Below are 23,016 nucleotides of genomic sequence, written 5' to 3' on the forward strand. Positions count from 1 at the left end.
TCTCCTCAAAGGGCGTCGCGGCGCTTGCCGCGATAGACGCGCAGGATATCGGCCATTACCGCCAGAGCGATTTCCGCCGGCGTCTTGCTGCCCAGGTTCAAGCCGATGGGCATGTGGATGCGTTCGATCTGCTCCCGGGTCAGGCCTCCGATCCGGCGCAGCCGCTCGGCGCGCCGTTCCGAGGTACGTTGCGAGCCCATGGCGCCGATGTAGAACGCCGGAGTGCGTACCGCCTCCATCAGGGCCAGATCGTCGATGCGTGGATCGTGGGTAAGCGCCACCACCGCGGTGGTTTCGTGGCAGCCGCCGGCGGCGATGAATTCGGAGGGCATCACCGGGCGCACCGTGATGTCGTCGGTAAGCAGGCCCTGTTTGTCCTCGCGCGGGTCGCAGGCGATTACCTCGCAGCCCAGTTCCACGGCGAAGCCGGCGCACACTCGTGCCACCGGCGATACCCCGGCGAGCAGCAGGCGCAGCACCGGGCCAATGCGAATTTCCACCCGCTCGCCGAGCAGTCGCGCCGCCTCGCCGCCCTGATCCGGTGACAGATCCAGGGTGCCCCGGGTCAGATCGATGTGGCGCACCCGCCGGTGCTGGCCGAGCAGGGTGTAGCGCAGGGTGGTGAGGTGCTCGATCCAGTCCGGCGTGGCCGGACGCCGCTCCACCAGCACCAGCAGGCTGCCGCCGCAGGGCAGTTGCAGCCGTTGACGTTCATCCTCGCTTTGACCGTAACGCACCACCTGGGCCGGCGCCGGGAAATCGTTCCGTGCCAGGCCTTCGAGAAATTCCTCTTCCACGCAGCCCCCGGACAGCGAGCCCACATGGGCGCCGTCGGCGCGGGCCACCAGCATCGCCCCCGGCGAGCGCGGCGCCGATCCATAGGTGGACAGCACCGTGCACAGCCACACCGGATGGCCGTCGCCGGCCCAGGCCAGGGCCTGCTCGATCACCTGCAGATCAAGGGGCTGCATGGGTGACCCCGGTGTTTCCCGGGCCGTTGTCGGTGTCGCGCCAGCGGCGCACGATGCCCAGTTCGATGTCGAACAGATCCAGCACCCGGCCGAGACTGTGATCGACCATGTCGTCCAGGGTTTTCGGCAGGGCGTAGAAGGCCGGCACCGGCGGCGCGATCACCGCGCCCAGCTCGGCGAGTTCGGTCATGGTGCGCAGGTGATTCCGGTGCAGCGGCGTCTCGCGCACCATCAGCGCCAGCCGGCGCCGCTCCTTGAGAATCACGTCGGCGGCCCGGGTCAAAAGGGTGGAGGTGACGCCACTGGCGATCTCCGACATCGAGCGCATGGAGCAGGGCGCCACGATCATGCCCAGGGTTTTGTAGGAACCGCTGGCGATGGCGGCGCCGATGTCCTGGTTGGAATAGCACACCGAGGCCATCGGCTTGAGGTCCGACCAGGACAGACCGGTTTCGTGAGAGACGGTGATCAACGCCGACTTGCTGACCACCAGATGGGTCTCGATCGGCGTGTCGCGCAGCAGCTCCAGCAGGCGCACGCCGTAGATCGCCCCGGACGCTCCGGAGATGCCGATGATCAGACGTTGCGGGCGGGCTTCAGTCGAGTTCATGGTCGGTGGCGCCTTCCTTGTAGAAATGAATGGCATCGAGCCCGGTGGCCAGGGTCTTGCCGATGATGTCCACGAACAGGCGGGCCGCCGGCGACAGCGGGCGGCGGCTGTCGTGCACGCACACCATGCTGCGGTTGAGGCCGGGGCGCTCCAGCGGGTAGGCGCGCAGAGCGCCTTCCTCCAGGCCCTGGCGCAGCACCGTGGCGGGCAGGATGCTGACGTAGTCGCCTCGACGCAGAAAGCTCTCGATCACGGTGAGGTCGTCCAGTTCCAGATCCGGGCTTACCTCCAGCCCCAGCGCCGCCAGGGACTGGTCGATGACGATGCGCAGGCCATGCAGCCGCGAGGGCAGCACCAGCTTCAGTTCGCGCAGCGCCGCCAACGGTACCGGGGTCGGCACCCGCAGCCGGTTGGCGGCGCCGGTGGCGACCAGCAGTTCCTCGTCCACCAGGTCGATGCGGGTGAGGCGTTCCTGCTGGAAACTCTGGTTGATGACGGCGAAGTCCAGATCCCCGGAGAGCACCCGGTCGATCAGGTTCTGGCTGTAGCCGTAGCTGACCTGGAGCTCCACGTCCGGGTGGTGTTCGACGAAGTAGGCCAGGGTGCTGGCCAGGGCCTGGTTGGCCGCCGAGGCGATCAGGCCAGCGTGGATGCGTCCGCTGATCTCGCCGTTGCGGTGGATCAGGGTCTGCCGCGCCTCCAGGAGCTGGCCGAGCAGCGGCATGAACAGCCGGTAGGCCTGCTCACCGGTCTCGGTGGGGATCATGCCCTTGGAGGTGCGTTCGAACAGTGGCTGGCCGAGTTCCTCCTCCAGCTTGGAAATCTGCATCGACAGGGCCGGTTGAACAATGTTGAGCCGCTGGGCGGCCCGGGTCACCGACCCTTCCTCATACAGACAGGTGAAGTACTTTAGCTGGCGTAGCTCCATGGCGGCCTCGGCGCTTGGATTCAGACCGTTCCGACGTTTTGATAGACGTGCTTGAGCTCGGTGAAATCCATCAGTGCGTCGAAGCCGTGCAGCCGGCCGAGGCCGCTCTTGCGATAGCCACCGGTCTCCGCCTCGGCGAACAGCTTGTTATGGTCGTTGATCCATATTGTACCATCACGGAGTGCCCGGGCCACGCGAAGGGCGCGGGCACCGTCCCGCGTCCAGACACTGGCGGAGAGTCCGAACTCGGTGTGATTGGCGCGCGCCACCGCTTCCGCCTCATCCTCGAAGCTCTCCAACACCAGTAATGGCCCGAATATTTCCTCCTGGCAGAAAAACGCGCCGCTGTCGCGATGGTGAATCAGGCTGGGGGTCAGAAAGGCACCGTCCCGCAATGTGGGATCATCCGGTCGGCCGCCGGCCAGGATCACCTGGTCGCAGCTTTGCTGGGCCTGATCCATCCGGCCGGCCACCAGGTCCCGGGCCCGGTGGTCGATCAGCGGGCCGATGCGGCTGTTCGGGTCCAGGCCGTGGCCCAGGGGGAGGGCGGCCAGGGCCGCGCCAAGCGCCTTTTTCATCGCTTCCAGGCGGCTGGCGTGCACCAGCACCCGGCGGGCGGCGGTGCATTGCTGCCCGGAGATGATGGTGGCCGCCGCCGCCAGTTGAGGGGCGATGGCCTCCACGTCCGCGTCCTCGAACACCAGGCAGCAGGATTTGCCGCCCAGTTCCAGGGACAGTTTCTTCATGGTCGGCGCCGCGTCCTGCATGATGCGGGTGCCGGTGGCGGTGGAGCCGGTGAAGCTGAGCACGTCCACCCGGGGGCTGGCCACCAGATGGGCGGCGCCGGCGTGGCCGCTCTCGGTGAACAGATTGACCACGCCGGCGGGCAGGGCGTTCTGGGCCAGCAGCGGTTCCAGGATGGCGGCGTTGAACAGGGCCGTTTGCGCCGCCGGCTTGATCACCGTGGTGCAGCCGGCGGCCAGGGCCGGTGCCAGGGCGCGAATCAGCAGTACGCCGGGGGCGTTCCAGGGAATGATCAGGCCGGCCACTCCGGCGGGTTCGCGGAACAGGGTGGAGAATTCCCCGGGCGCCACTTCCATGGCCGCGCCGGGATTATGCCGGGCCAGGCCGGCGTAATAGAGAATCTCCGAGATGGCGCCGCCGATCTCGCCCTGGGACTGGGCCAGGGGCTTGCCATTCTCGCGGGTAAGCAGCTCGGCCAGTGCCTCCCGGCGCGGCTCCAGAGCGGCGGCCCAGGCCAGCAGTACCTGTTGGCGCAGGCGAGGATTCTGGGCCCAGCCTGGCTGTTCGAAGGCGTTCGCGGCGGCCTCCACCGCCGCCCGGGCCTGGGCTTCACCGCCTTCGGCGAACGCGCCCAGGCGCTCGCCGCTGGCCGGGTCCAGGCTGTCCACCCAGCCGTCGCCGTCGCGCCATTCGCCGTTGATGTAGTGTCGTGCCTGCATGTTGTTGTTCTCCTCTGACGGTGCAAAAAAACGGCCGCCACCCGTAGGCGGCGACCGGCACCGAGGTTAACGGGAGGGAATCAGTTGTTGTTGCCAGTCGTCGCCGGCGGCCCGGCTCACCGCGTCCAGATCCACGTCTTCCTCGCCGGGTACGCGGATGCGCTTGAAGCGCATGGGCGGTGCGTCCAGGGGCACGGTGGCGTCGAAGCCCATCTTCGAGCCGACGCCGTCGCGGGTGGAGGGGTCCAGCTTGGAGCCCTGGCTGTCGTGCACCAGCACCAGGTCGCGGTCGGCCTGGAAGCGGGTGGCCACCGCCCATTCCACTTCGTTGGGGTCGTGAATGTTCACGTCGGTGTCCACCACCACCACATGCTTGATGTCGTAGTGACCGCCGAGGGCGCCGAGAATCACGTTCTTGCCTTCGCCCTCGGAACGCTTGTCGATCTGTACATAGAGGTGATAACGGCATACGCCGCCACGGGCCAGATGCACGTCGCGCACCGACGGGAAGCTGCGCTGCAAATGCGCCAGCATGGTCGCCTCGCGGGGAATGCCACCCAGCAGCAGATGCTCCAGGCCGCCGCCGACAATGGTATGGAACATGGGCGCTTCACGGTGGGTGATGGCGTCAACCTCGATCACGTGACGCTCGGCGCGCTCGCCATAGTACTGCGGGAATTCACCGAACGGGCCTTCCTCCTCCCGGGCGTTGGCCAGCAGTCGTCCCTCGATAACGATCTCGGCGTCGGCGGGCACGCGGATGCGGTTGGTGACGCATTGCGCCACCTTAAGCGGTTCGCCATGCAGCGCCCCGGCGATTTCCAGTTCGTCATGGTCCAGTGGCACGATCGCCTGGGACGCCATCAGGGTGAGGGGGTCGTTGCCCACCACCACCGCCACTTCCAGATCCTCACCGGCGCTCTCCGTCTCCTGGAAATAGGCCAGAGTGTGGCGCGGCAGCAGCAGAGCGCCGAGCCGGTTGGCGCTGCTCACCTGCAGCCGGTGGATGGACACGTTCTGCACGCCGGTGCGCGGGTTGCGGCTGATCAACAAACCGGCGGTGATGTAGGCGCCGCTGTCGTGCTCGTTGTGGGTGGGGATCGGTAACAGGCGGTTCAGATCCACGTCCCGGTGCACCACCTGCTGGCAGACCGGCGTGCTCACCTCCCGCCAGGGAATCGGGTTGAGGCTGGCCTCCTGGAAGCGCGCCAGCACTTCGGAGGGCGCCACGCCCATGGCCTCCGCCATCCAGTCGCGGTGCGACAGCAGCCCGGAGATCACCGGGATGTCGTGGCCGCCGGGGCGGGGAAACAGGGAAGCACTGCGACCGTCGAGCCGGTTGGCGATGGCCGCCACTTGAAAGCGCAGGTCCGTGCCCGGCTCGATCACGCTGAGCCGCCGGCTCTGCTGCAGATGGTCCAGCCAGCCGCGCAGGCTGGCGCCCACGGGCGGCGTGGTGGTGTCGACGGTGTTGGAAGGCATGGAGGGCATGTCGGCGTCCCTTTGTCGGTTTTTGTTTGAACGCCATGCTATAAGCCGGACCGATGCCTTCCTATTAAGCATTTCTGATGCGCTTCATCAGCGCGCGAGATACGTCCACGGTGCCATCCTGTGTCCCGTAATGTGGGATGAAACCCCGGGGCCGATCCATAATGTTCGGTGATTGGACGGATCATTATAAGTTAATGGGCGGCTTTCAGGGCGCTGTGATAGCGTCCTTTCAGATCAGGAAATAACTAAAAACAAATACTTGCAGAAAAAAAGGTAGTGCGATGAATACAACAACCCTTTGCTTTCGAGCCTTGATCTGTGTGGCCGTCCTGGCATTTAGCACGGTAGTCGGCGCCAAGGAATTGAAACTCGGATTGATCGTGCCCGGCGACCACGCCTGGAGTCAGGCCGCCCGGGAGATGGGCAAGGAACTGGAGCAGCGCACCGACGGCCGTTACAGCGTCACCTTGTTCCCCGCCGGCCAGCTCGGCAGCGAAGCGCAAATGCTGCAACAGATGCAGACCGGCGCGCTGGATATGTCGTTCATGACCGTGGCCCAGGTGGTCAACCGGGTACCGGAATTCGGCGCTCTGTTCGCGCCCTATCTGGTGGAAAACGAAAAGCAGGCGGATCAGCTACTCAAAGGACCCGCCGCCCAGGGGCTGCTGGAAAAGCTGCCGGTCAAAACCGGCACCGTGGGCCTGGGCTATGGCGTGGCCGGCATGCGCATGATGCTCAACGCCTTCCCCTCCGATAACGTGGCCGCCCTGGATGGTCGCAAGATTCGCATCACGCCGTTTCCGCCGGTGCAGGATTTCTACCGCTTGCTGGGCGCGGTCTCCACGCCCATGCCACTCACCGATGTGTACGATGCCCTGGCCAACGGCCAGGTGGACGGCGTCGACGCGGACCTGGAACTGGTCTGGAAACTGCGTCTCTACGAACGCGCCAAAACGCTGCTGCTCAGCGGTCATATGATGTTCCCGGTGGTGGGCTTGGTATCCGGCCGCACCTGGGCCGGCATGAGCGAGGAAGACCGTGATGTTCTCCGCGAACTGACCCGCAAGCACCTGGGCGGGCTGGCCGCTTACTACATGGCGTTCGGCGAGAAAACCCGCGCCGACATCGAAAGCGAAGGCGTCAAGGTGGTGGAAGCCGGTCCCGACTACTTCGGCGACAAACTGGATCAGTGGGAAGAGATCTGGACCAAGAAGGCCCCGGTCCTGTCCGAGCTTCGCAAGGAAGCCGGGCAACTCTGAGCCCGCCCGGGCCGTCGCCCCGGCGGCCCGGTTTCCGAAAGAATCACCGTCAGGAAACCCCCGTTATGATTCAGGCGTTAAGCAACGGGTTCGCCCGTGTGGAACGTGGCGCGGTCCGTCTTCTTGTGGTCGCCCTGCCAATCATGATTCTGGTGAACGTGTTCGGCCGCTTCTTCAAGGCACCGATTTTCTGGCTCGATGAGCTGGCCGTGCTGATGATGGTGTGGCTGGCCATGCTGGGTCTGAGCATCACGCTGAAGAGCCGCGATGCGGTGGCGGTGACGCTGCTCACCGGCGCGGTGCCGCCCACCGCCCGCAAGGTGCTGCAGCTGACCTCCGACGTGGTGGTGCTGGGGTTCTGCGTGGCGCTGATCGTGCTGTGCTACCGCTGGTTCAACCCGCTGCTGTTGATCCACAGCGATTTCAATATCGAGACCTTCGCGGCGGACAGTTTCAACTACATCTATCAGGAGCCCACCGAAACCCTGGGCGTGCCCAAGTTCTGGTTCTGGCTGATCCTGCCGGTGGTGTCGGTGACCAGCAGCGTGCACGCCCTGGCCAACCTGCTGTGCACCTGCCGGACCCCGCGCTCGGAGTTCGTCGATCCTCCCGAAGCACACCCGGTGGCGGAGTAACTCCATGGTAGCCGTTATTTTTCTCGTTCTGCTTTTTATCGGCGTGCCCATCGCGCTGGTGCTGGCGGTCAGTGCCATGGCCTACATCGTCAGCAGTGACAACGCGGTGCTGTTTCTGTCCTACCCGCAGCAGTTTTTCGGCGGGCTCAGTCAGTACGGCCTGCTGGCCATTCCGCTGTTCATGCTGGTCGGCGAACTGATGAACGAAGGCGGGCTGACCCGCCGATTGGTGGCCTTCGCCTCGGTCTTTCTCGGTTCCATCCGCGGCGGGCTCGCCTATATCAATATCCTGGCGAACATGATGTTGGCGTCCATCGTCGGCTCCGCCAACGCCCAGGTGGCGGTGATGTCCCAGGTGATGGTGCCGGAAATGCACCGCAAGGGGTACGACCGCAGTTTCGCCACCGCCACCACCGCCGCCGGCGCCTTGCTGGCGCCGGTGATTCCGCCGTCCATGCTGTTCGTGATCTTCGGCGTGCTGGCGCAGATCTCGATCGGCGATCTGTTTATCGCCGGCATCGTCCCCGGTCTGCTGATGGCGGTGGGCTTCATTCTGGTCATCGCCGTGCTCGGCTTTATTCATGAGTACCCGAAGAACGAGCGGCTGACCTTGCGCCAGGCGCTGCGCAACGTGGTGGCGAGCATTCCGTCGCTGAGCGTGCCGGTGGTGATGATCGGCAGCATTGTCGGCGGCCTGGCCACCCCCACCGAGGCGGCCGCCGTGGGCGCCGCCATGGCGGTACTGGTGGGCCGCTTCGCCCACGGCGAGATGAAGACCGACCGCATGGGCGACATGCTGTTGCGAGTGGCCATCAACAGCGGCGTGGTGCTGGCTCTGGTGGCGGCGGCGGCGGTGTTCGGCTGGGTGATCATCTACGAACAGCTGCCCCAACGGCTGGGCGAGCTGATGCAAAGCATGACCTCCGACCCGTTCGTTTATTTGCTTTTATTGATGGGCCTGTTGCTGATGGTCGGCATGGTGCTGGACGGCATCGCCGCCCTGATCCTGCTGGTGCCCATCGTGCTGCCGGTGGCGCAGTCCGTGTACGGCATCAATCCCTATCACCTGGGCGTGCTGATGTGCATCAACCTGACCCTGGGGCTGCTGACGCCGCCGGTGGGCGCGGCCCTCTACGTGGCTTCCCGGGTCACCGGTTGCAAACCGGGTGACATCATCAAGGCGCTGTTGCCGTTCCTGCTGGTGACGGTGCTGGTGCTGCTGCTGATCACCTGGATGCCCGATCTGGTGACCGCCTTCCTATAAGGAGAACTGTTATGAATCGTATGAAAGACAAGGTCGTCATCGTCACCGGTGGCGCTCAGGGTATCGGCGCCACCTACGCCCGGGCACTGGCGGCGGAGGGCGCCGACGTGGCCATCGCCGACGTGCTCGACGGCAGTGCCGTGGCCGCCGAGATCGAGGCCGGCGGGCAACGGGCCCTGTACATCAAGACCGACGTCACCGACCAGGCCCAGGCCCGGGCCATGGCGGAAACCGTCAAGGAACGGTTCGGTCGCATCGACGTGCTGGTCAACAACGCCGCCATCTATGCTTCCCTGCAAATGCGGCCCTTCGACGAGATCGACCTGGACGAATGGGACAAGGTGATGGCGGTGAACGTGCGCGGTCCCTTTGTCTGTGCCCGCGCGGTGGCGCCGATCATGAAGGCGCGGAATTACGGTCGCATCATCAATATTTCTTCCGGCACGCCGTTCAAGGGCACCCCGGGGCTGCTGCATTACGTCACCTCCAAAGGCGCCATTCTGACCCTGACCCGCGGCCTGGCCCGGGAGCTGGGTGAGTTCGGCATCGCCGTCAATACGCTGGCCCCCGGGCTGGTGCTCAGCGAGGGCGTGATCGCCAACGAAGCCATGCGCGACACGCTCACCGCGCCGGTACTGGCCAGCCGAGCCCTCAAGCGCGACCAGATGCCCGAGGATCTGATCGGGCCGCTGCTGTTTCTCGCCTCCGACGACAGCGCCTTCATGACCGGCGAGACCGTGGTGGTGGACGGGGGCTCGGTGATGCACTGATCCCCGCCGGGGCCACCCGGCACCCCCACGCCTCCGCCATCAATAAGTATTCCAACAAACCACGATTGGAGCGGACCATGAAACCGAGTAGAGAAGAGGTCATTGTCGAGAAGTCCCACGCTTTCCGTGAGCAGTACCGGGCGGCCACGCCCGCCTGGTACCGGGGCGAAATGCACCTGGCGTTCACCCTGGTCTTTACCTTCGGGGTGATTCTGTTTTGCGCCACGCGCCTGCACGATACCACCTGGCCGGAATGGCTGTTGGTGGTGGTGCCCATGCTGCTGTTCGGCAACTGGGCGGAATGGGCCGGGCACCGCTACCTGCTGCACAGCCCGCGCAGCCTGTTGAAATCCGCCTACAAACGCCACGTGGCCACCCACCACCAGTTCTTTTCCCACCGGACCCTGGATTATCACGGCCAGCGGGACTGGCGGGCGCTGCTGTTTCCCCCGTTCGCGCCGGTGCTGTTCGTCGGCGCCGCCGTGCCACCGGCGCTGTTGCTCGGCGTGCTGTGGTCCGCCAACGCGGGGTACATCGCGGTGCTGACCATGGCCGCGTACTTTCTTATGTACGAAGGCCTGCACACCGCTTCCCACCTGGAACATCCGATTCTGGATCGCCTGCCACTGGTGAACACGGTGCGGCGCATGCATGTGCTGCACCACAATCCGGACTTCATGCACACCCAGAACTTCAACCTGACGTTTCCACTCTGCGATGCGTTGTTCGGCACCAGCGACCTGAACAAGGGCGTGATCGGCACGCTCTTCAACGGCATGTCCGATGACGCCCGCAAACCGGAGATTCAGGAAAAGCTGGATGCGCAGAAGAAGCCCCGACCGGAGCGGGGCGCACCGGCGGGGGAGTGATCCCGGCGCAAGTGGCGGATCGCGGCTGAAGCCGCTCCTACGGTGGGTGCATGCACCGTAGGAGCGGCTTTAGCCGCGATCACCACCGGCTCAGGGTTTAAGAATCGACGGATCGATGGGCAGCTCGATCAGAAACGGCCGGTCCGCCTCCAGGGCCCGTTCAAACACCGCCGGAAAATCCTCGCTGTCTTCCACGCGCTCCGCCTCGGCACCGAAGGAGCGTGCCAGGGTGACCAGATCCGGGTTGACCAGATCGGTGCCGTAGCGCCGGCCCGGATACTGCCTTTCCTGGTGCATGCGGATGGACCCATAGGAGCCGTTGTTGACCACGATGACGATGACGTTGGCGCCGTATTGCACGGCGGTGGCCAGTTCCTGACAGGTCATCAGAAAACAGCCGTCGCCGGCGAAACACACCGCCGGCCGTTGCCGGTCGGCGAGCTTGGCGGCGATCGCCGCCGGCAGGCCGTAGCCCATGGAGCCGGAGGTGGGCGCCAGGGCGCTGCCCAGGGCGCGGAACGGATAGAAGCGATGCACCCAGAGGGTGTAGTTGCCGGCGCCGTTGCTGACCACCGCCTCCGGCGGCAGCCGTTGGCCGAGCCATTGCACTACCCGGGCCAGTTGCATGGGGCCGGGGGATTCGGTGGGCGTTGCCCAGTCCCGGTACACCTGACCGGCCCGTTCCAGCCAGGCGCGGCGTTTGTCGTCCAGCGGCCGGTCGGCGCGCAGGGCGACGGTTTCGGCGAAGCCGCGCACGCCGGCGCAGATCGCCAGATCGGTGTGATAAACACGTCCCAGCTCTTCCGGCTGCGGGTGCACATGGATCAGTTGCTGGTGGGGGCGGGGCACCTCCAGCAGTTGATAGTGGCGGGTGGTGATGTCGCCGAGCCGGGTGCCCACCGCCAGGATCAGATCCGCGTCCTCGATCAGCGCCGCCAGGGCCGGGTTCATGCCCAGCCCGGCGTCACCTGCGTATAGGGAGTCGCTGTTGTCGAAGCGGTCCTGGCGCCGGAAGCCGGTGACCACCGGCACGCCGTGGGCCTCCGCGAAGCGGCGCAGTTTGTCGTGGCTTTCGCTGTCCCAGCCGGAGCCGCCGAACACCGCCAGCGGGCGACGCGCCGCCGCCAACCGGCGCTCCAGGGCGCGCACGTCGCGCACCGCCGGATAGCTCTGGGTCGGGGTGACGGCGGCGGCGTCCACCACAGCCACCGATTCATAGAGCAGGTCCTCGGCCAGGCCGATCACCACCGGCCCCTGTCGGCCGGAACGGGCGGTGGCGAAGGCGCGGCCCAGATACTCCGGCAGCCGCTCACTGTGCTGCAGGTCGACGGCCCACTTCGCCACCGAACCGAACAGCGCCTGCACGTCCACTTCCTGCCAGGCCTCGCGCTCCTGGAAGCCGCTCGGCACCTGGCCGACGAACACCAGCAGCGGCGTCGAGTCCTGGGACGCCACGTGCAGGCCGGCCAGGGCGTTGGCGCTGCCCGGCCCGCGGGTCACGAAGCACACTCCGGGCCGGCCGGTGAGCTTGGCATGGGCCTCGGCCATCATGGTGGCGCCGCCTTCCTGACGGCACACCACCAGTTCGATGTCCGGGGCATCATGGAGGGCGTCGAGGACCGGCAGAAAACTTTCCCCCGGCACCGTGAACACCCGGTCCACGCCGTTGCGGCGCAACAGGTCGACGATCACCTGGCCGCCGGTGCGGCCTTGCGCGCTGGCGGTGGTCATTGTGCTTGCGCCGCTTCCTGGTAGTACTTTTGGGCGCCCGGGTGCAACGGTACCGCCAGGTTTTCATCGGCGGCGGAACCGTCCACGGTCCAGCCGGACATGGAACCGAACGAGCGCTGTACACTCTCGCGGCCTTCCATGATCGCCTTGGTGATCTGGTAGGCCTCTTCTTCCGGCATGTCCGCGTTGGCGTAGATGGAGGTGCTGAAACCCACGCCCTTGACCGGCTCGCTCTGACCCTCGAACAGGTCCGCCGGCATGGTGGCCGGGCTGAAGCCGTATTTTTCCAGGTAGGCGATGGCGTCGTCGCTAAGGCTCAGGAAGCGCTGTCCGGGGGTGATCGACAGCTGTGAGGTGTTGGGGTGGCCGGCGGTGGTGATGCCGATGATCATGTCCAGTTTACCGTCGCCGAACTGGTCCTGAAGAATGCTCAGGCTGGAGCGGCTGACGCTGCCGCCGAAGGATTCGATGTCCTGGTAGCTGAGGTCGTTGGCGGCCAGAATCAGCCGCGCGATGTACTCATTGAGGCTGCCCTGGGGGCCGGTGCCGATGCGCACCGCCAGCTTGTTTTTCTTGATGTCGGCGAGGCTTGTTATGTCGCTGTTCTTCTGCACGGTGACGCGCTGGTAGTACTGATCCAGACCGCCCACCAGGCCACGGATATTGTCGATTTTCTTGTCGAACGGGCCGAAGCCGCGCTCCGCCCAGGAGGCCACCGGCGGGAAGATCAGCGCCACGTCGGTGCGTTTGGCGGTGAGCAGCTTGGTGTTGGCGATCGCCATCGGCGTGCCGAGGATGTCCACCGTGGAGCCCTGCGGCAGGCCGTTGAGCATTTCCGTGCGCAGGGCGCCGGCGTAGGCGTACCAGGTGGTGCCGGTGGGGCCGGCGGCGAATTTCACCTTGACCGGATCGGCGGCCTGCGTCGCGCCACTGAGGGCGAGCAGGGCCGCGAACAGGGCGGGAGCGAGAGAGCGGAAGCTGAGATGTCGCATTTTTTGTTCTCCTGATAATAAAAGTTGAGTCGAACGTTATTCTTGCCGCGCGGTGGATACGGATGCCGTGTCGGCTGCGCGCCGGCGCCACAGTTGCCCGCCCAGCACCACCGCGAGCAGCACCAGGCCGACCAGCGAAGCGGTCAGTTTGGGCGTGATCAGCAGCACCGCGGCGGCCAGCAGCAGCACCGATTCAAGCCTGGCATTGCGGGTGCGCAGGAAGCCCGCCACGCAACCGGCCAGGGCGTAGCAGCCGATGGCGGCGGTGATCGTGGCGGTGGCGATCTTGGTCCATTCGCCTTGCAGCAGCAGCGCCGGGCTGAAGGCGAACGCGAACGCCACCAGGAAGCCGGCCAGGCTGTAGCGGAACGCGGCCCAGCCGGTTTTCCAGACGTCCGCCTTGGCGATGCCGCCGGCCACGAAGGCGGCCAGCGCCACCGGCGGCGTCACCATGGACAGGGCGGCGAAGTACAGCACGAAAAAGTGTGAGGACAGCTGCGGCACGCCCAGTTTATCCAGCGCCGGAATGGCGAGAATGGCGCCCATGATGTACGCGGCGGTGGTGGGCATGCCCATGCCCATGACGATTACCATGATCATCACCAGCAGCAGGGCCGGGATCATCATGCCGCCGGACAGGGTGGTTACGAAGGTGCCGAAGGTCAGGCCCAGATTGGTACTGGAGGCGATGCCCACCACGATGCCGGCGCCGGCGCAAGGAATGGCCACGGCGATGGCGCTGCGCGCGCCGGAGTCCAGCGCCTGTACAGAGTCGCTGACCACCGAGCGGACGGCGCCGACCAGACCGGCGGGGCCGTGCTCGCGCAAGCCGTCCCAGCAGCGGGTGAACAGTCCCAGGAACACGGTCAGCCAGACCGCTTCCAGGGTGGCGGAACTGAGCGCGCGGCCGGCCATGATCTGGTAGACCAGCACGCACACCGGAATCAGCAGATAGAGCCGCTTGAGCACGCTGCCCCAGTCCGTTTCCAGCTCCGCCTTGGTCAGGCCGCTGAGATTGTTGCGGCGGGCCAGCAGATCGACCACGAAGTACAGCGCCAGATAGAACAGCAGCGCCGGAATGATCGCCGCCAGCGCCACCTCGGCATAGGGAATGCCCATGAACTGGGCGATCAGGAAGGCGGCGGCGCCCATCACCGGCGGCATCAGTTGCCCACCGGTGGAGGAGGTGGCCTCCACCGCGGCGGCCTGCTCGGCGCTCATCCCGGAGCGCTTCATGGCGGGAATGGTGAACATGCCCATCACCGCCGCGTTGGCGGTGGCGCTGCCGCTGACCGCGCCGAACAGGGTGGAGGAGACGATGGACACCTTGGCCATGCCGCCGCGCAGGCGGCCCACCAGCAGCATGGACAGATCCATGAACAGCTGGCCGCCGCCGAACAGCTGCAGGAAAGCGCCGAACAGCAGGAAATAGAACACCTGGCCGTAGGAGACGATGCTGGGAATCCCGAACACACCCTCGTTCTGCATGGTCTGCAGATCGATGAAGGTCTCGAAGAACGTCCGGCTGAGCTGGCCGTCGTGGCCGATGATGCGCAACAGCGGCACCTCGCGCAGCAGCGGGCCGCAGAATTGATAGACCAGGAACACCAGGATCACGGTGGTCAGGCCCATGCCCAGGGAGCGGCGCACCGCCTCCACCACCAGGGCGATGGTGACCACGCCCACCAGCAGATCGGTGGTGGTGGGCAGATCCACCATGGCGATGCGGGTGATCAGGGTTTCGCCGTTCAGGTAGTAATGCACGGCGATGGCGGCGGCCACCGCCACCAGCAGGTAATCACTGGCGCGGCTCACGCCAAACCGTCGCGGCCCGGTTTCCGGCGGCGCGATCAGCGGATGGGTGATGAAGGTGAGCATGACGCCGAACATCACGTGGATCGGCACCGCCACGATCAACTCCAGCGGCGAACCGTAGACCATCCAGATCTGGAACAGGGCCCACAGCAGCGCCACCACGCTGGCCGGGTTGGCGTACTTCTTCATGCCTGGGCCTCCGCGCGCCGGGCGGCGCCGATCTCACCGAGCAGAGCGGATACCGCCACGCCCAGCAGCAGCGCCCAGAACGGCGAGCTGATGCCGAGCAGGGAGAACTTGCTCATCGCCACGGTCAGCGCCACGAAAGCGCCCACCTGGCAGGGGCCGTTCTTGCGGAAGGCTTGCTGGAAGGCACCGAGCAGCACGCCGATCATGGCGAGCCCGGCGATCACCATGATCAACGCCTTGGGCAGGGCCAGGATAAACGGCACCGCCAGGCCGGCGAACAGGCCGAACAGCATGAACAGGATGCCGTTGACCAGGGAGGCGCCGTAGCGCAGGCGCGGGTCCTCGCCGGCCTGCTCGGAGGAGCAGATGGCGGTCATCGGCCCGGCGATGTTGGCGTTGTGGCCGCCCAGCAGGCCGGCGAGAATGCCGCCCACGCCGCTGGCGATGGTCATGCGGTTGACCGGCGGTTCATAGCCTTCGGCCATCAGCACGCCAATGGCCTGGGCGTTCTCGGCGCCAATCACCAGGGCGGTGAGCGGTACCGCGATGGCGAAGAACGCTTGCCAGGAAAACGCCGGCGCGGTGAAGCCGGGCATCACGAACTCCAGGCTCACCTCGGCGGGTTTCAACTGGCCCAGCCACAGGGCCATCACCAGGCCGACCACGCCAGCCACCAGCACCGGCGGCACCGAGCGCAGCAGCCGGCCGGTGAGGAAGAACGCCAGGGCGGCGATACCGGCCACCCAGGGTGCCGCCACCACCGAGTCCACGGCGCCGGTGGCGAACCGGAACAGGGCGCCGGCGATCATCGCCATGACGATGGGCACCGGCAGCCAGTGGGCGAGACGGCCGATCAGGCCGCTGGCGCCCAGAAGCAGCACCATCACGCCGCTGGCGATAAAGGCACCCACCGCCTCGTTGAAGGGAATCATCTGCAAGGAGGCGGCCAGAATGGCGGCGCCGGGAATGGTGTAGGCGCCGCTGATCGGCAGCCGGTAGCGCAACGAGAAGATCACGCTGATCAGACCGCCCAGGACATAGATGGCGAACAACCAGGCCACGGTCTGGGCATTGCTGAGGCTGCCGGCCTCGGCGGCGTTCATGACGATCACCGCCGGGCCGGTACAACCGAACAGGGCGGCCACCACACCGGTACTGATGGTGCGGGTATTGAGGGCGGCGCGCAGCGGGGCCGCCTCGGACATTTCCTTGGGCATGGTGCTGCCTCCGTTTTTGTTATAGGTCGGGCAGGCCGGGGCAGGGCCCCGGCGGTCGGTGTCGCGACGCGGTTATTCGCCTTTGAATACCGCCGGACGTTTGGCGTGGAATGCCTCCACGCCTTCCTTGAAGTCCGCTGAGCTGCGCAGGCGGCTGTAGCAATGGCCTTCCATCTCGATGGCCACCTTGAGCGGCGAATCCTCGTTGTCGTTGATCAGCTTCTTGGCGGTGCGCTGGGCCAGCGGCGAGAAGCGGCGCAGTTCCTCCACCAGCGCATCGGTGGCTTTTTCCAGCTCGGCGTCGGGCACGCATTCGGTGACGAAGCCCCAGGCCAGGGCCTGCTCACCGGATACCCGCTTGGCGCGCATCACCATGTGCTTGGTGCGGGTGATGCCGATCATCTTCTGCAGCCGCGCGGAGCCGCCGGAACCGGGGATCTGACCCAGGTTCTGTTCCGGCAGGGCGTAGCGGGCGGTGTCCGAGGCGATGCGGAAATCGCAGGCCAGCGACAGCTCGAAGCCGACGCCGAAGGTGTAACCCCGGTTGGCGGCGATCACCGGCTTGCTGCAGCGCTCGGCGGCGGCCACGTTCCAGGCCAGTTTGGAAACGTGCTCCGGGGAGGCTTCCAGGAAGCCGCGGATGTCGCCGCCGCTGGAGAAGTGCTGGCCCTCGGCGCGCAGTACGATGACGCGCACGCCCGGGTGGGCATCCAGGGCTTCGAACACCTGACGCAGGTATTCGCGCTGGCTCATGGCGATCACGTTATAGGGCGGGCGGCCGAGGATAATGTCGCCGCGCTCCTGGTCGGTGCGCAACTCCACCTTGAAACCGTCGAAGTCGGTGCTGAGAAATTGTTCAATGTCGGACACGTTCATTGTGTGTTTTCCTTTTTTGGATCAATCGGGTTCTGGATCAATCAGGGCTGTTCGGCGGGTTGCGGGTCGCTGTAATCCGCCACCAGAACGCGGCGCAGGATCTTGCCCACCGGGGACTTGGGAATCTGGTCGATGAATTCGTAACGGCGCGGGCGCTTGAAGCGTGCCAGGCCGGAGGCCACGCAATGGGCGTCCAGGTCTTCCTCGCTGACCGGGTGGCGGGTCTTGATGAAGGCGGCCACCAGCTTGCCCCACTGCTCGTCGGGCAGACCCACCACCGCCACTTCCTCCACCGCCGGGTGCAGGGACAGGGCGTTCTCGATCTCCGCCGGGCTCACGTTCTCGCCGCCGGTGATGATCAGGTCGTCCACGCGGCCGGTGACGAACAGGTCCCCCTCCTCGTCGAAGAAGCCGGTGTCGCCGGTGAAGTACCAGCCGTCACGGATCGATTTGGCGTCCGCGTCCGGGCGCCGCCAGTAGCCTTCGAAGGCTTCGTCGCTGGCCAGGTCGGCGATGATCTGGCCTTCCTCGCCGGCGGCCACCTGGTCCGCCGGAGTGTCGGCGTTCAGGCGCACCACGCGGATGCGCTGGTTGAGCGCGCCGCGACCGGAGGAGCCCGGCTTGCGGCTGGCCGCCTGATCAATGGTGAAGGTGTAGATCTCGGAGCTGCCGTAGTGGTTGACGAACAGTTCCGGCTGGAAGGCTTTTTCCACCCGTTGCATCAGACCGTCGCTCATCGGCGCGCCGGCGAAACCGATCTTGCGCACGCTGGCCACCCGTTCGGGGCTGAACGCCGGGTGCTCGATGAGCATGTGATAGAGGGTCGGCACCAGGTAGAGGTTGCTGATGCGTTCCCGTTCGATGGCGTCCAGGGTGGCTTCCACGTCGAAGCGCGGGATGCACACGAAGTGGCCGTCCAGCAGTGTCATGGCCAGCAGCGAGCGCACGCCCATGGTGTGATACAGCGGCATCACCCCCAGGGTGCATTCACCGTGGCCGTACAGGTTCTGGGCCACATGGGCGAGGGCGGCGGCACGCTCGGCGCGGTGGCGGCGCGGCACGCCCTTGGGCCGGCTGGTGGTGCCGGAGGTGTACAGCATCAGGGAGCCGTCGTCCGGGCCGGCGCGCAGAATGGTGTCCGCCGGGGCTCGCGCGCACAGGTCGTCGAAGTCCAGGGCGCCGTCGAAGGGCTTGTCGCCGACGCTGATACAGGGGATCGCCGGCTTGCCCATGGCCGCCACGGCGTCACGCACCGCCTCGTCATGGACCAGGGCGCGGGCGTCCGCGTCGTGCAGGCTCCATTGCAGATCGTCGGCGGTGCAACGCCAGTTCAGCGGCGTCATCACGATACCGGCGAACTGGCAGGCCCAGTGCAGGGTGGCCATCTGCCAGCGGTTCTGCATCGCGGCGACCAGGCGGTCGCCCTTGTTCAGGCCCAGATCCTGCAGTCCCAGGGCGGCCCGTTGGATGGTGTCGAACCAGGCTTCGTAGCTCAGGCGTTGCGGGCCGTCGCTGATCGCCGTCGCCTGGGGGCGGCGTTCCACCGCCGCCAGGAAGCTGCGTCCAAGATCAAACATCGTTGCGGTTCTCCAAGGCTTGTTGTTGTGATTCGCCCGTGCGGCGCTGTCCGGCCACTTCCAGTACCGCGCGCACGATGCCGGTGTAACCGGTGCAGCGGCACAAATGGCCGGACAGCATGTCGCGCACGCCGGCTTCGTCCGGCTCGGGCACGCGTTCCAGGTACTCCACGCAGGACATCAGGATGCCGCTGGTGCAGAAGCCGCATTGCAGGGCGTGATGGCGGCTGAAAGCCTGCTGCAGATCGTTCATCACGTCGTCGCGGGCGAGGGATTCCACGGTGTCCACGCGGCGGCCATCGGCCTGCACCGCGAGCATCAGGCACGAGCGCGAGGCGACACCGTCCACCAGCACCGTGCAGGCGCCGCACACGCCGTGCTCGCAGCCCACGTGCACGCCGGTGGCGCCCAGGTCGTGGCGCAGGAAGTCGCACAGCTGGGTGCGTGGCTCGGCGCTGCCGTGGCGGGTTTCCCCGTTGAGTTCCAGTTCAATGGCATGACGCTGCTCAGCGGGTGCGCGCATGGGAAGGCTCCTCGATCAGTCGGCGACCCAGCTCGCGCACCAGTTGGCGCCGGTAGGCCGCGGAGGCATGAACGTCGTCCTGGGCGCCCAGCGACCAGGCCAGGGTGTTGAGGGCGTCGGGCAGTTCGTCGCCCAGGGGCAGCGTTTGCGCCACCGGCCGGTCGGCGACGCCGCCCACGCCCAGGTGGGCGCCGTCGGCGCGCAGGCACAGCGCCAGTGCCACCAGGGCGAAGTCGCCGTGGCGCATGGCGATTTCCTGGAAGTGGTAGTCGGCGCCGTCCTCGGCGAGGGGAAAACGCACCTCGCTGATCAGTTCCCTGGGCTGGCGATCGGTGGTCAGCAGTCCCTGGAAGAAGTCCACCGCCTTCACTTCCCGGCGCTTGCCCTTGAGTGATTCCAGCACCACGGTGCCGCCCAGGGTCACCAGGCACAGCGGAATCTCCGCGCTCGGGTCGGCATGGGCCACGGAGCCGCACACGGTGCCCCGGTTGCGGGTCTGGAAGTGGCCGATCCAAGGCAGCGCCTTGGCCAGCAGCGGCACTTCCCGGGCCAGCTCGGCGCGGTCGGTGAGCTGCACCTGGCGCACCGCCGCGCCCACCGCCAGGTGGCCGCGTTCGTTGCGGATGCGGTTGAGTTCCTCCACCCGGTTGATGTCGATCACCAGCTTGGGTTGGGTGAGGCGCATGTTGAGGGTGGCCATCAGCGACTGGCCGCCGGCCAGCACGCGGGCGTCCTCGCCGTGTTCATGCAGCAGTTGCAGTACTTCGCGCTTGCTCTCGGCGCGCACATAGTCGAACGATGCCGCCTTCATGACGCGCCTCCTTTTCCGAACAGCCGCGCCAGCAAGGCGCGCAGGCGTTGCCAGAGCCCGCCGGCGGGCTTGCCGGTGAGACGCTGGGCGAGCCGGTTGAATACCTGGCCGATGATGATTTTCGAGGCGCTTTGCAGCATGCGCCCGCCCACCGCCGCGATCTTGCCGCCGACGTCCACCTCGTAGACGTAGTCCAGCCGGGTGTGGCCGTTATCCAGCTCCACCAGGGTCACGTGGGCGCTGCCGGAGGCGGAGCCCATGGCGCTGTCGCCGGAGCCGGACAGGCGCAGGGAACGGGGTGGGTCCAGGTCGCTGAGTTGCACCCGGGCGGCGAAGCGCGCCTTGATCATGCCCACCCCCACGGTGACGTCGGCGCGGTACCGGTTTTCGCCTTCCAGCTCCAGGGCGTGGCAGCCGGGGATAATGGCGCGCAGGGTTTCCGGGTCGAGCACGGTGTCGTAGACGGTTTGCGGCGACGCCGGTACTTCCACGGAATCCCGCGCCTGCAGCGCCGGCCCGCCGGCCTTGGGCGCCGCCAACGGCTCCAGGCCCTCCGGCGCCGGCGGCTCATCGATGCCGATCAGGCCGCGCACCCGGGATGGGGTCAGTGGCAACCGGATGTCGTCGCGGCCCAGGGCGTCGGCCACCGCGTTGGCGATGCACACCGGCGTGCTCATGTTGTTGCCTTCGCCGACGCCCTTGGCGCCCAGGGGCGTGAAGGGGGAGGGCGTTTCGGTATGCAGGATCACCGGCTCCACCGCTTCCGGGGCGGTGGGCAGCAGGTAGTCGGCCAGGGTGCCGGACAGGAAGCTGCCGTCCTCGCCGTAGGCGAACTCCTCCATCAGCGCCACGCCCAGGGCCTGGGTGAAGCCGCCGCGGATCTGGCCGTCCACCAGCATCGGGTTGAGCAGGCGGCCGGCGTCATGGCAGGTCACGTAGCGGTCGATATGAATCTCGCCGGTGACCCGGTCGATCTCGATGCCGCAGTAGTCAAAGATGAAGCCATGGCACAGGGAGCTGTTGATGTGGTCGTCGTCGTCCGGCGCCTCCAACTGCGGCGGCGTCCAGAAGGCGGTCTCGCGCAGGCCGCCGGTTTCGTTCTCCGGCAGCAGGGCGGGGGACCAGTGGGCGGTGCCGGCGACCCGGTGGAAGCCCAGGCTGGGGCCGTCCTCGATGAACACCTTGCCGCCCTCGAAGCGCACCCGCTCGGCGTCGGCCTCCCACATGGTCGCGGCGATGTTGGCCAACCGCGCGCGGACCTTGAGCGCCGCTTTGTGCACGGCGCCGGCCACGGCCCCGGCGAAGCGGCTGGAGTAGTTGCCCGAGGCGATCGACCAGGGGTCCTTGCCGGTATCCAGCTCCACGTTGACCAGAATGCCGGCCGGGTCCACGCCCAGCACCTCGGCCACCACCTGGGCGGCCACGGTCTGGTGACCCTGGCCCTGGGGCGTGGAGGAGACATGCACGGTGATGCCGCCGAGCGGGTCGATGCTGATGGTGGCGGTGCTCACCGCGCCGTTCTTGGGGCCGGCCTTGGCCCGTTGTTCCGGGGTCAGCGCGGTGGTGATGTAGCCCATGTTGGAGATCGACGGTTCGACCGCCGCGCACAGGCCCACGCCGTACAGTTTGCCTTCGGCCCGGGCCTGGTCACGGCGCCGGATCAGCTCGTCGTAGCCGCCGTCGCGCAGGGCCAGCTCCACGGTATTGGCGTAGTCGCCGGAATCCAGCAGGGCGCCGGAGGCGGTGCGGTAAGGGAAGGCGTCCGTGGGCACCAGGTTGCGGCGCATCACCTCCAGCGGGTCCAGATTCAGCCGCCGCGCCACCTGATGCATCAGGCGCTCCAGGGCGAAGTACATCTGGCCGCCGCCAAAACCCCGGTTCAGGCCGCTGGGCATCTTGTTGGTGAGTACCACCCGGTTGCGTACCGTCAGGTTGCGGATGCCGTAGGCGCCGGTGAGATTGCCGTGCATGCGGTAGAAGGTGGCCGGCTCCGGCGCGCGCAAATAGCCGCCGCAGTCGTCGATCTGGTCGTAGCGCAGGGCGGTGACGCGGCCGTCGGCGGTCACCGCCGCCTCCATGTCCGCCACCCGGTTGGTGGCGCTGGAGGAGGCCTGCAGATGCTCCAGTCGGTCCTCCACCCATTTCACCGGGGCGCCGGCCTTGCGTGATGCCAGGCCCATCAGTACCACATAGGTGAGCACGCCCTGCTTGATGCCGAAGCTGCCACCGGAATCCGGCGGTGTGCGCAGGCGCAGCCGGTTGCTGGTCACGTTCAGGGCCCGCGCCATCACCGAATGCAGCGCGTAGGGGCCCTGGAAGTTGGAAAGAATGTCGTACACGCCGGTGGCCGGCTGGTAATGACCCAGCACCACGTAGCACTCAATGGGGGTGCAGGAGTTGCGCGGGAAACGTACCTTGATGGACACCCGGTGATCGGCTTCCTCGAAGGCTTTCTCCGGATCGCCATAGCGGAAGTGGCGCTCGTTGACCACATTGCCGCCCACCGCCTCGTGCAGCACCGGGGCGTCCTCGGTGGCGGCTTTTTCCGGATCGATCACCGGTTTGAGCGGCTCGTACTCCACCCGCACCGCGTCCAGGGCGTCCTCCGCCCGGTAGCGGTCCTCGGCGATCACCACACACACCGGCTCGCCCACGTAGCGGACTTTGTCCACCGCCAGACACCAGTGCTCCATGGGCGCGCCGCGCACGCCTACCGGGAAGGGGTGGGCCCAGCGTTTCACGTCCTCGCCGGTAAGCACCGCGCGCACGCCCTTGATGGCGAGCGCCTCGGAGGCGTCCACGGACAGCACCCGGGCATGGGCATGGGGGGAGCGCACGATGGCGGCGTGCAGGGTGCCCGGCGGCGTCGCCAGGTCGTCCGCGTAACGGCCCAGGCCGCGCAGCAGGGCGGCGTCCTCGACCCGCGTCAGGGAGCGGCCAAGCGGGCCCGCGCCGGCCGGCCCCTCGGAAGCTGGATGATTCATTCAGGCTCTCTTGTTTTCTTATCCGAGAGCCCTAGTGTCGG

At 66.8% G+C, this 23,016-nt stretch carries 19 protein-coding genes; 5 read left to right on the forward strand and 14 right to left on the reverse strand.

What is annotated here, in order from left to right:
* Positions 1–5: 5 nt before the first annotated feature.
* The 5 genes from JF515_RS03495 to JF515_RS03515 all read right to left on the reverse strand — a co-directional run bounded on the left by JF515_RS03495 (position 6) and on the right by JF515_RS03515 (position 5,463).
* Positions 6–971 (reverse strand): XdhC family protein, encoded by a 966-nt coding sequence (locus JF515_RS03495; RefSeq protein ID WP_203101050.1) that lies wholly within the window; start codon positions 969–971, stop codon positions 6–8.
* The gene (locus tag JF515_RS03500) at positions 958–1,581 is read right to left on the reverse strand and encodes a UbiX family flavin prenyltransferase (protein ID WP_203101052.1); all 624 of its coding nucleotides are present in this window, start codon (positions 1,579–1,581) and stop codon (positions 958–960) included. Before JF515_RS03500 ends, JF515_RS03495 begins: the two co-directional genes overlap by 14 nt.
* Positions 1,568–2,509 (reverse strand): LysR family transcriptional regulator, encoded by a 942-nt coding sequence (locus JF515_RS03505; protein WP_203101053.1) that lies wholly within the window; start codon positions 2,507–2,509, stop codon positions 1,568–1,570. The genes JF515_RS03500 and JF515_RS03505 overlap by 14 nt, the downstream gene beginning before the upstream one ends.
* Positions 2,510–2,529: 20 nt before the next feature.
* The gene (locus JF515_RS03510) at positions 2,530–3,972 is read right to left on the reverse strand and encodes an aldehyde dehydrogenase family protein (protein ID WP_203101054.1); all 1,443 of its coding nucleotides are present in this window, start codon (positions 3,970–3,972) and stop codon (positions 2,530–2,532) included.
* Between the two features lie 66 nt (positions 3,973–4,038).
* On the reverse strand, positions 4,039–5,463 hold the full coding sequence (locus JF515_RS03515; RefSeq protein WP_203101055.1) for a UbiD family decarboxylase: 1,425 nt from the start codon (positions 5,461–5,463) through the stop codon (positions 4,039–4,041).
* A gap of 362 nt (positions 5,464–5,825) precedes the next feature.
* On the opposite strand from JF515_RS03515, the gene JF515_RS03520 reads away from it, so the two are divergent.
* From JF515_RS03520 to JF515_RS03540, 5 genes are all read left to right on the forward strand, one after another.
* On the forward strand, positions 5,826–6,722 hold the full coding sequence (locus JF515_RS03520; protein ID WP_238400818.1) for a TRAP transporter substrate-binding protein: 897 nt from the start codon (positions 5,826–5,828) through the stop codon (positions 6,720–6,722).
* A gap of 65 nt (positions 6,723–6,787) precedes the next feature.
* Positions 6,788–7,357, forward strand: coding sequence for a TRAP transporter small permease (locus tag JF515_RS03525; protein ID WP_203101057.1), 570 nt, complete (start codon positions 6,788–6,790; stop codon positions 7,355–7,357).
* 4 nt (positions 7,358–7,361) lie between these two features.
* Positions 7,362–8,621, forward strand: a complete 1,260-nt coding sequence (locus JF515_RS03530; RefSeq protein WP_203101058.1) for a TRAP transporter large permease — start codon at positions 7,362–7,364, stop codon at positions 8,619–8,621.
* Positions 8,622–8,632: 11 nt separating this feature from the next.
* Complete coding sequence (locus JF515_RS03535; RefSeq protein WP_203101060.1) at positions 8,633–9,391, forward strand: SDR family NAD(P)-dependent oxidoreductase; 759 nt, start codon at positions 8,633–8,635, stop codon at positions 9,389–9,391.
* 77 nt (positions 9,392–9,468) lie between these two features.
* Entirely contained in the window at positions 9,469–10,260 is a 792-nt protein-coding gene (locus tag JF515_RS03540) for a sterol desaturase family protein (RefSeq protein WP_203101062.1), read from the forward strand.
* Positions 10,261–10,350: 90 nt separating this feature from the next.
* On the opposite strand, the gene JF515_RS03545 is transcribed toward JF515_RS03540, so the two are convergent.
* The 9 genes from JF515_RS03545 to JF515_RS03585 form a co-directional block, all read right to left on the reverse strand.
* Entirely contained in the window at positions 10,351–11,991 is a 1,641-nt protein-coding gene (locus JF515_RS03545) for a thiamine pyrophosphate-binding protein (protein WP_203101064.1), read from the reverse strand.
* On the reverse strand, positions 11,988–12,983 hold the full coding sequence (locus JF515_RS03550; RefSeq protein WP_203101066.1) for a TAXI family TRAP transporter solute-binding subunit: 996 nt from the start codon (positions 12,981–12,983) through the stop codon (positions 11,988–11,990). Before JF515_RS03550 ends, JF515_RS03545 begins: the two co-directional genes overlap by 4 nt.
* A 36-nt stretch (positions 12,984–13,019) precedes the next feature.
* Positions 13,020–14,987 (reverse strand): TRAP transporter permease, encoded by a 1,968-nt coding sequence (locus JF515_RS03555; protein WP_203101068.1) that lies wholly within the window; start codon positions 14,985–14,987, stop codon positions 13,020–13,022.
* On the reverse strand, positions 14,984–16,204 hold the full coding sequence (locus JF515_RS03560) for a benzoate/H(+) symporter BenE family transporter (protein WP_203101069.1): 1,221 nt from the start codon (positions 16,202–16,204) through the stop codon (positions 14,984–14,986). Before JF515_RS03560 ends, JF515_RS03555 begins: the two co-directional genes overlap by 4 nt.
* Before the next feature lie 72 nt (positions 16,205–16,276).
* The gene (locus JF515_RS03565) at positions 16,277–17,080 is read right to left on the reverse strand and encodes an enoyl-CoA hydratase/isomerase family protein (protein WP_203101070.1); all 804 of its coding nucleotides are present in this window, start codon (positions 17,078–17,080) and stop codon (positions 16,277–16,279) included.
* A 41-nt stretch (positions 17,081–17,121) separates the two neighbouring features.
* Positions 17,122–18,657, reverse strand: a complete 1,536-nt coding sequence (locus tag JF515_RS03570) for an AMP-binding protein (protein ID WP_203101071.1) — start codon at positions 18,655–18,657, stop codon at positions 17,122–17,124.
* A complete protein-coding gene (locus JF515_RS03575; protein WP_203101072.1) occupies positions 18,650–19,180 on the reverse strand; it encodes a (2Fe-2S)-binding protein in 531 nt (176 codons plus the stop codon). The genes JF515_RS03570 and JF515_RS03575 overlap by 8 nt, the downstream gene beginning before the upstream one ends.
* Positions 19,164–19,991 carry an FAD binding domain-containing protein gene (locus tag JF515_RS03580; RefSeq protein ID WP_203101073.1) on the reverse strand — a complete coding sequence of 276 codons (828 nt, stop codon included), beginning with the start codon at positions 19,989–19,991 and terminating at the stop codon, positions 19,164–19,166. The genes JF515_RS03575 and JF515_RS03580 overlap by 17 nt, the downstream gene beginning before the upstream one ends.
* Positions 19,988–22,975, reverse strand: coding sequence for a xanthine dehydrogenase family protein molybdopterin-binding subunit (locus JF515_RS03585; RefSeq protein WP_203101074.1), 2,988 nt, complete (start codon positions 22,973–22,975; stop codon positions 19,988–19,990). Before JF515_RS03585 ends, JF515_RS03580 begins: the two co-directional genes overlap by 4 nt.
* Positions 22,976–23,016 lie beyond the last annotated feature (41 nt).

It is taken from the genome of Alloalcanivorax marinus, from assembly GCF_016785095.1.
Lineage (GTDB): Bacteria > Pseudomonadota > Gammaproteobacteria > Pseudomonadales > Alcanivoracaceae > Alloalcanivorax > Alloalcanivorax marinus_A.

Coding starts and splice junctions, on each gene's coding strand:
- JF515_RS03495 (WP_203101050.1), bottom strand. CDS start 971: ATGCAGCCCCTTGATCTGCAGGTGATCGAGCAGGCCCTGGCCTGGGCC.
- JF515_RS03500 (WP_203101052.1), bottom strand. CDS start 1,581: ATGAACTCGACTGAAGCCCGCCCGCAACGTCTGATCATCGGCATCTCC.
- JF515_RS03505 (WP_203101053.1), bottom strand. CDS start 2,509: ATGGAGCTACGCCAGCTAAAGTACTTCACCTGTCTGTATGAGGAAGGG.
- JF515_RS03510 (WP_203101054.1), bottom strand. CDS start 3,972: ATGCAGGCACGACACTACATCAACGGCGAATGGCGCGACGGCGACGGC.
- JF515_RS03515 (WP_203101055.1), bottom strand. CDS start 5,463: ATGCCCTCCATGCCTTCCAACACCGTCGACACCACCACGCCGCCCGTG.
- JF515_RS03525 (WP_203101057.1), top strand. CDS start 6,788: ATGATTCAGGCGTTAAGCAACGGGTTCGCCCGTGTGGAACGTGGCGCG.
- JF515_RS03530 (WP_203101058.1), top strand. CDS start 7,362: ATGGTAGCCGTTATTTTTCTCGTTCTGCTTTTTATCGGCGTGCCCATC.
- JF515_RS03535 (WP_203101060.1), top strand. CDS start 8,633: ATGAATCGTATGAAAGACAAGGTCGTCATCGTCACCGGTGGCGCTCAG.
- JF515_RS03540 (WP_203101062.1), top strand. CDS start 9,469: ATGAAACCGAGTAGAGAAGAGGTCATTGTCGAGAAGTCCCACGCTTTC.
- JF515_RS03545 (WP_203101064.1), bottom strand. CDS start 11,991: ATGACCACCGCCAGCGCGCAAGGCCGCACCGGCGGCCAGGTGATCGTC.
- JF515_RS03550 (WP_203101066.1), bottom strand. CDS start 12,983: ATGCGACATCTCAGCTTCCGCTCTCTCGCTCCCGCCCTGTTCGCGGCC.
- JF515_RS03555 (WP_203101068.1), bottom strand. CDS start 14,987: ATGAAGAAGTACGCCAACCCGGCCAGCGTGGTGGCGCTGCTGTGGGCC.
- JF515_RS03560 (WP_203101069.1), bottom strand. CDS start 16,204: ATGCCCAAGGAAATGTCCGAGGCGGCCCCGCTGCGCGCCGCCCTCAAT.
- JF515_RS03565 (WP_203101070.1), bottom strand. CDS start 17,080: ATGAACGTGTCCGACATTGAACAATTTCTCAGCACCGACTTCGACGGT.
- JF515_RS03570 (WP_203101071.1), bottom strand. CDS start 18,657: ATGTTTGATCTTGGACGCAGCTTCCTGGCGGCGGTGGAACGCCGCCCC.
- JF515_RS03575 (WP_203101072.1), bottom strand. CDS start 19,180: ATGCGCGCACCCGCTGAGCAGCGTCATGCCATTGAACTGGAACTCAAC.
- JF515_RS03580 (WP_203101073.1), bottom strand. CDS start 19,991: ATGAAGGCGGCATCGTTCGACTATGTGCGCGCCGAGAGCAAGCGCGAA.
- JF515_RS03585 (WP_203101074.1), bottom strand. CDS start 22,975: ATGAATCATCCAGCTTCCGAGGGGCCGGCCGGCGCGGGCCCGCTTGGC.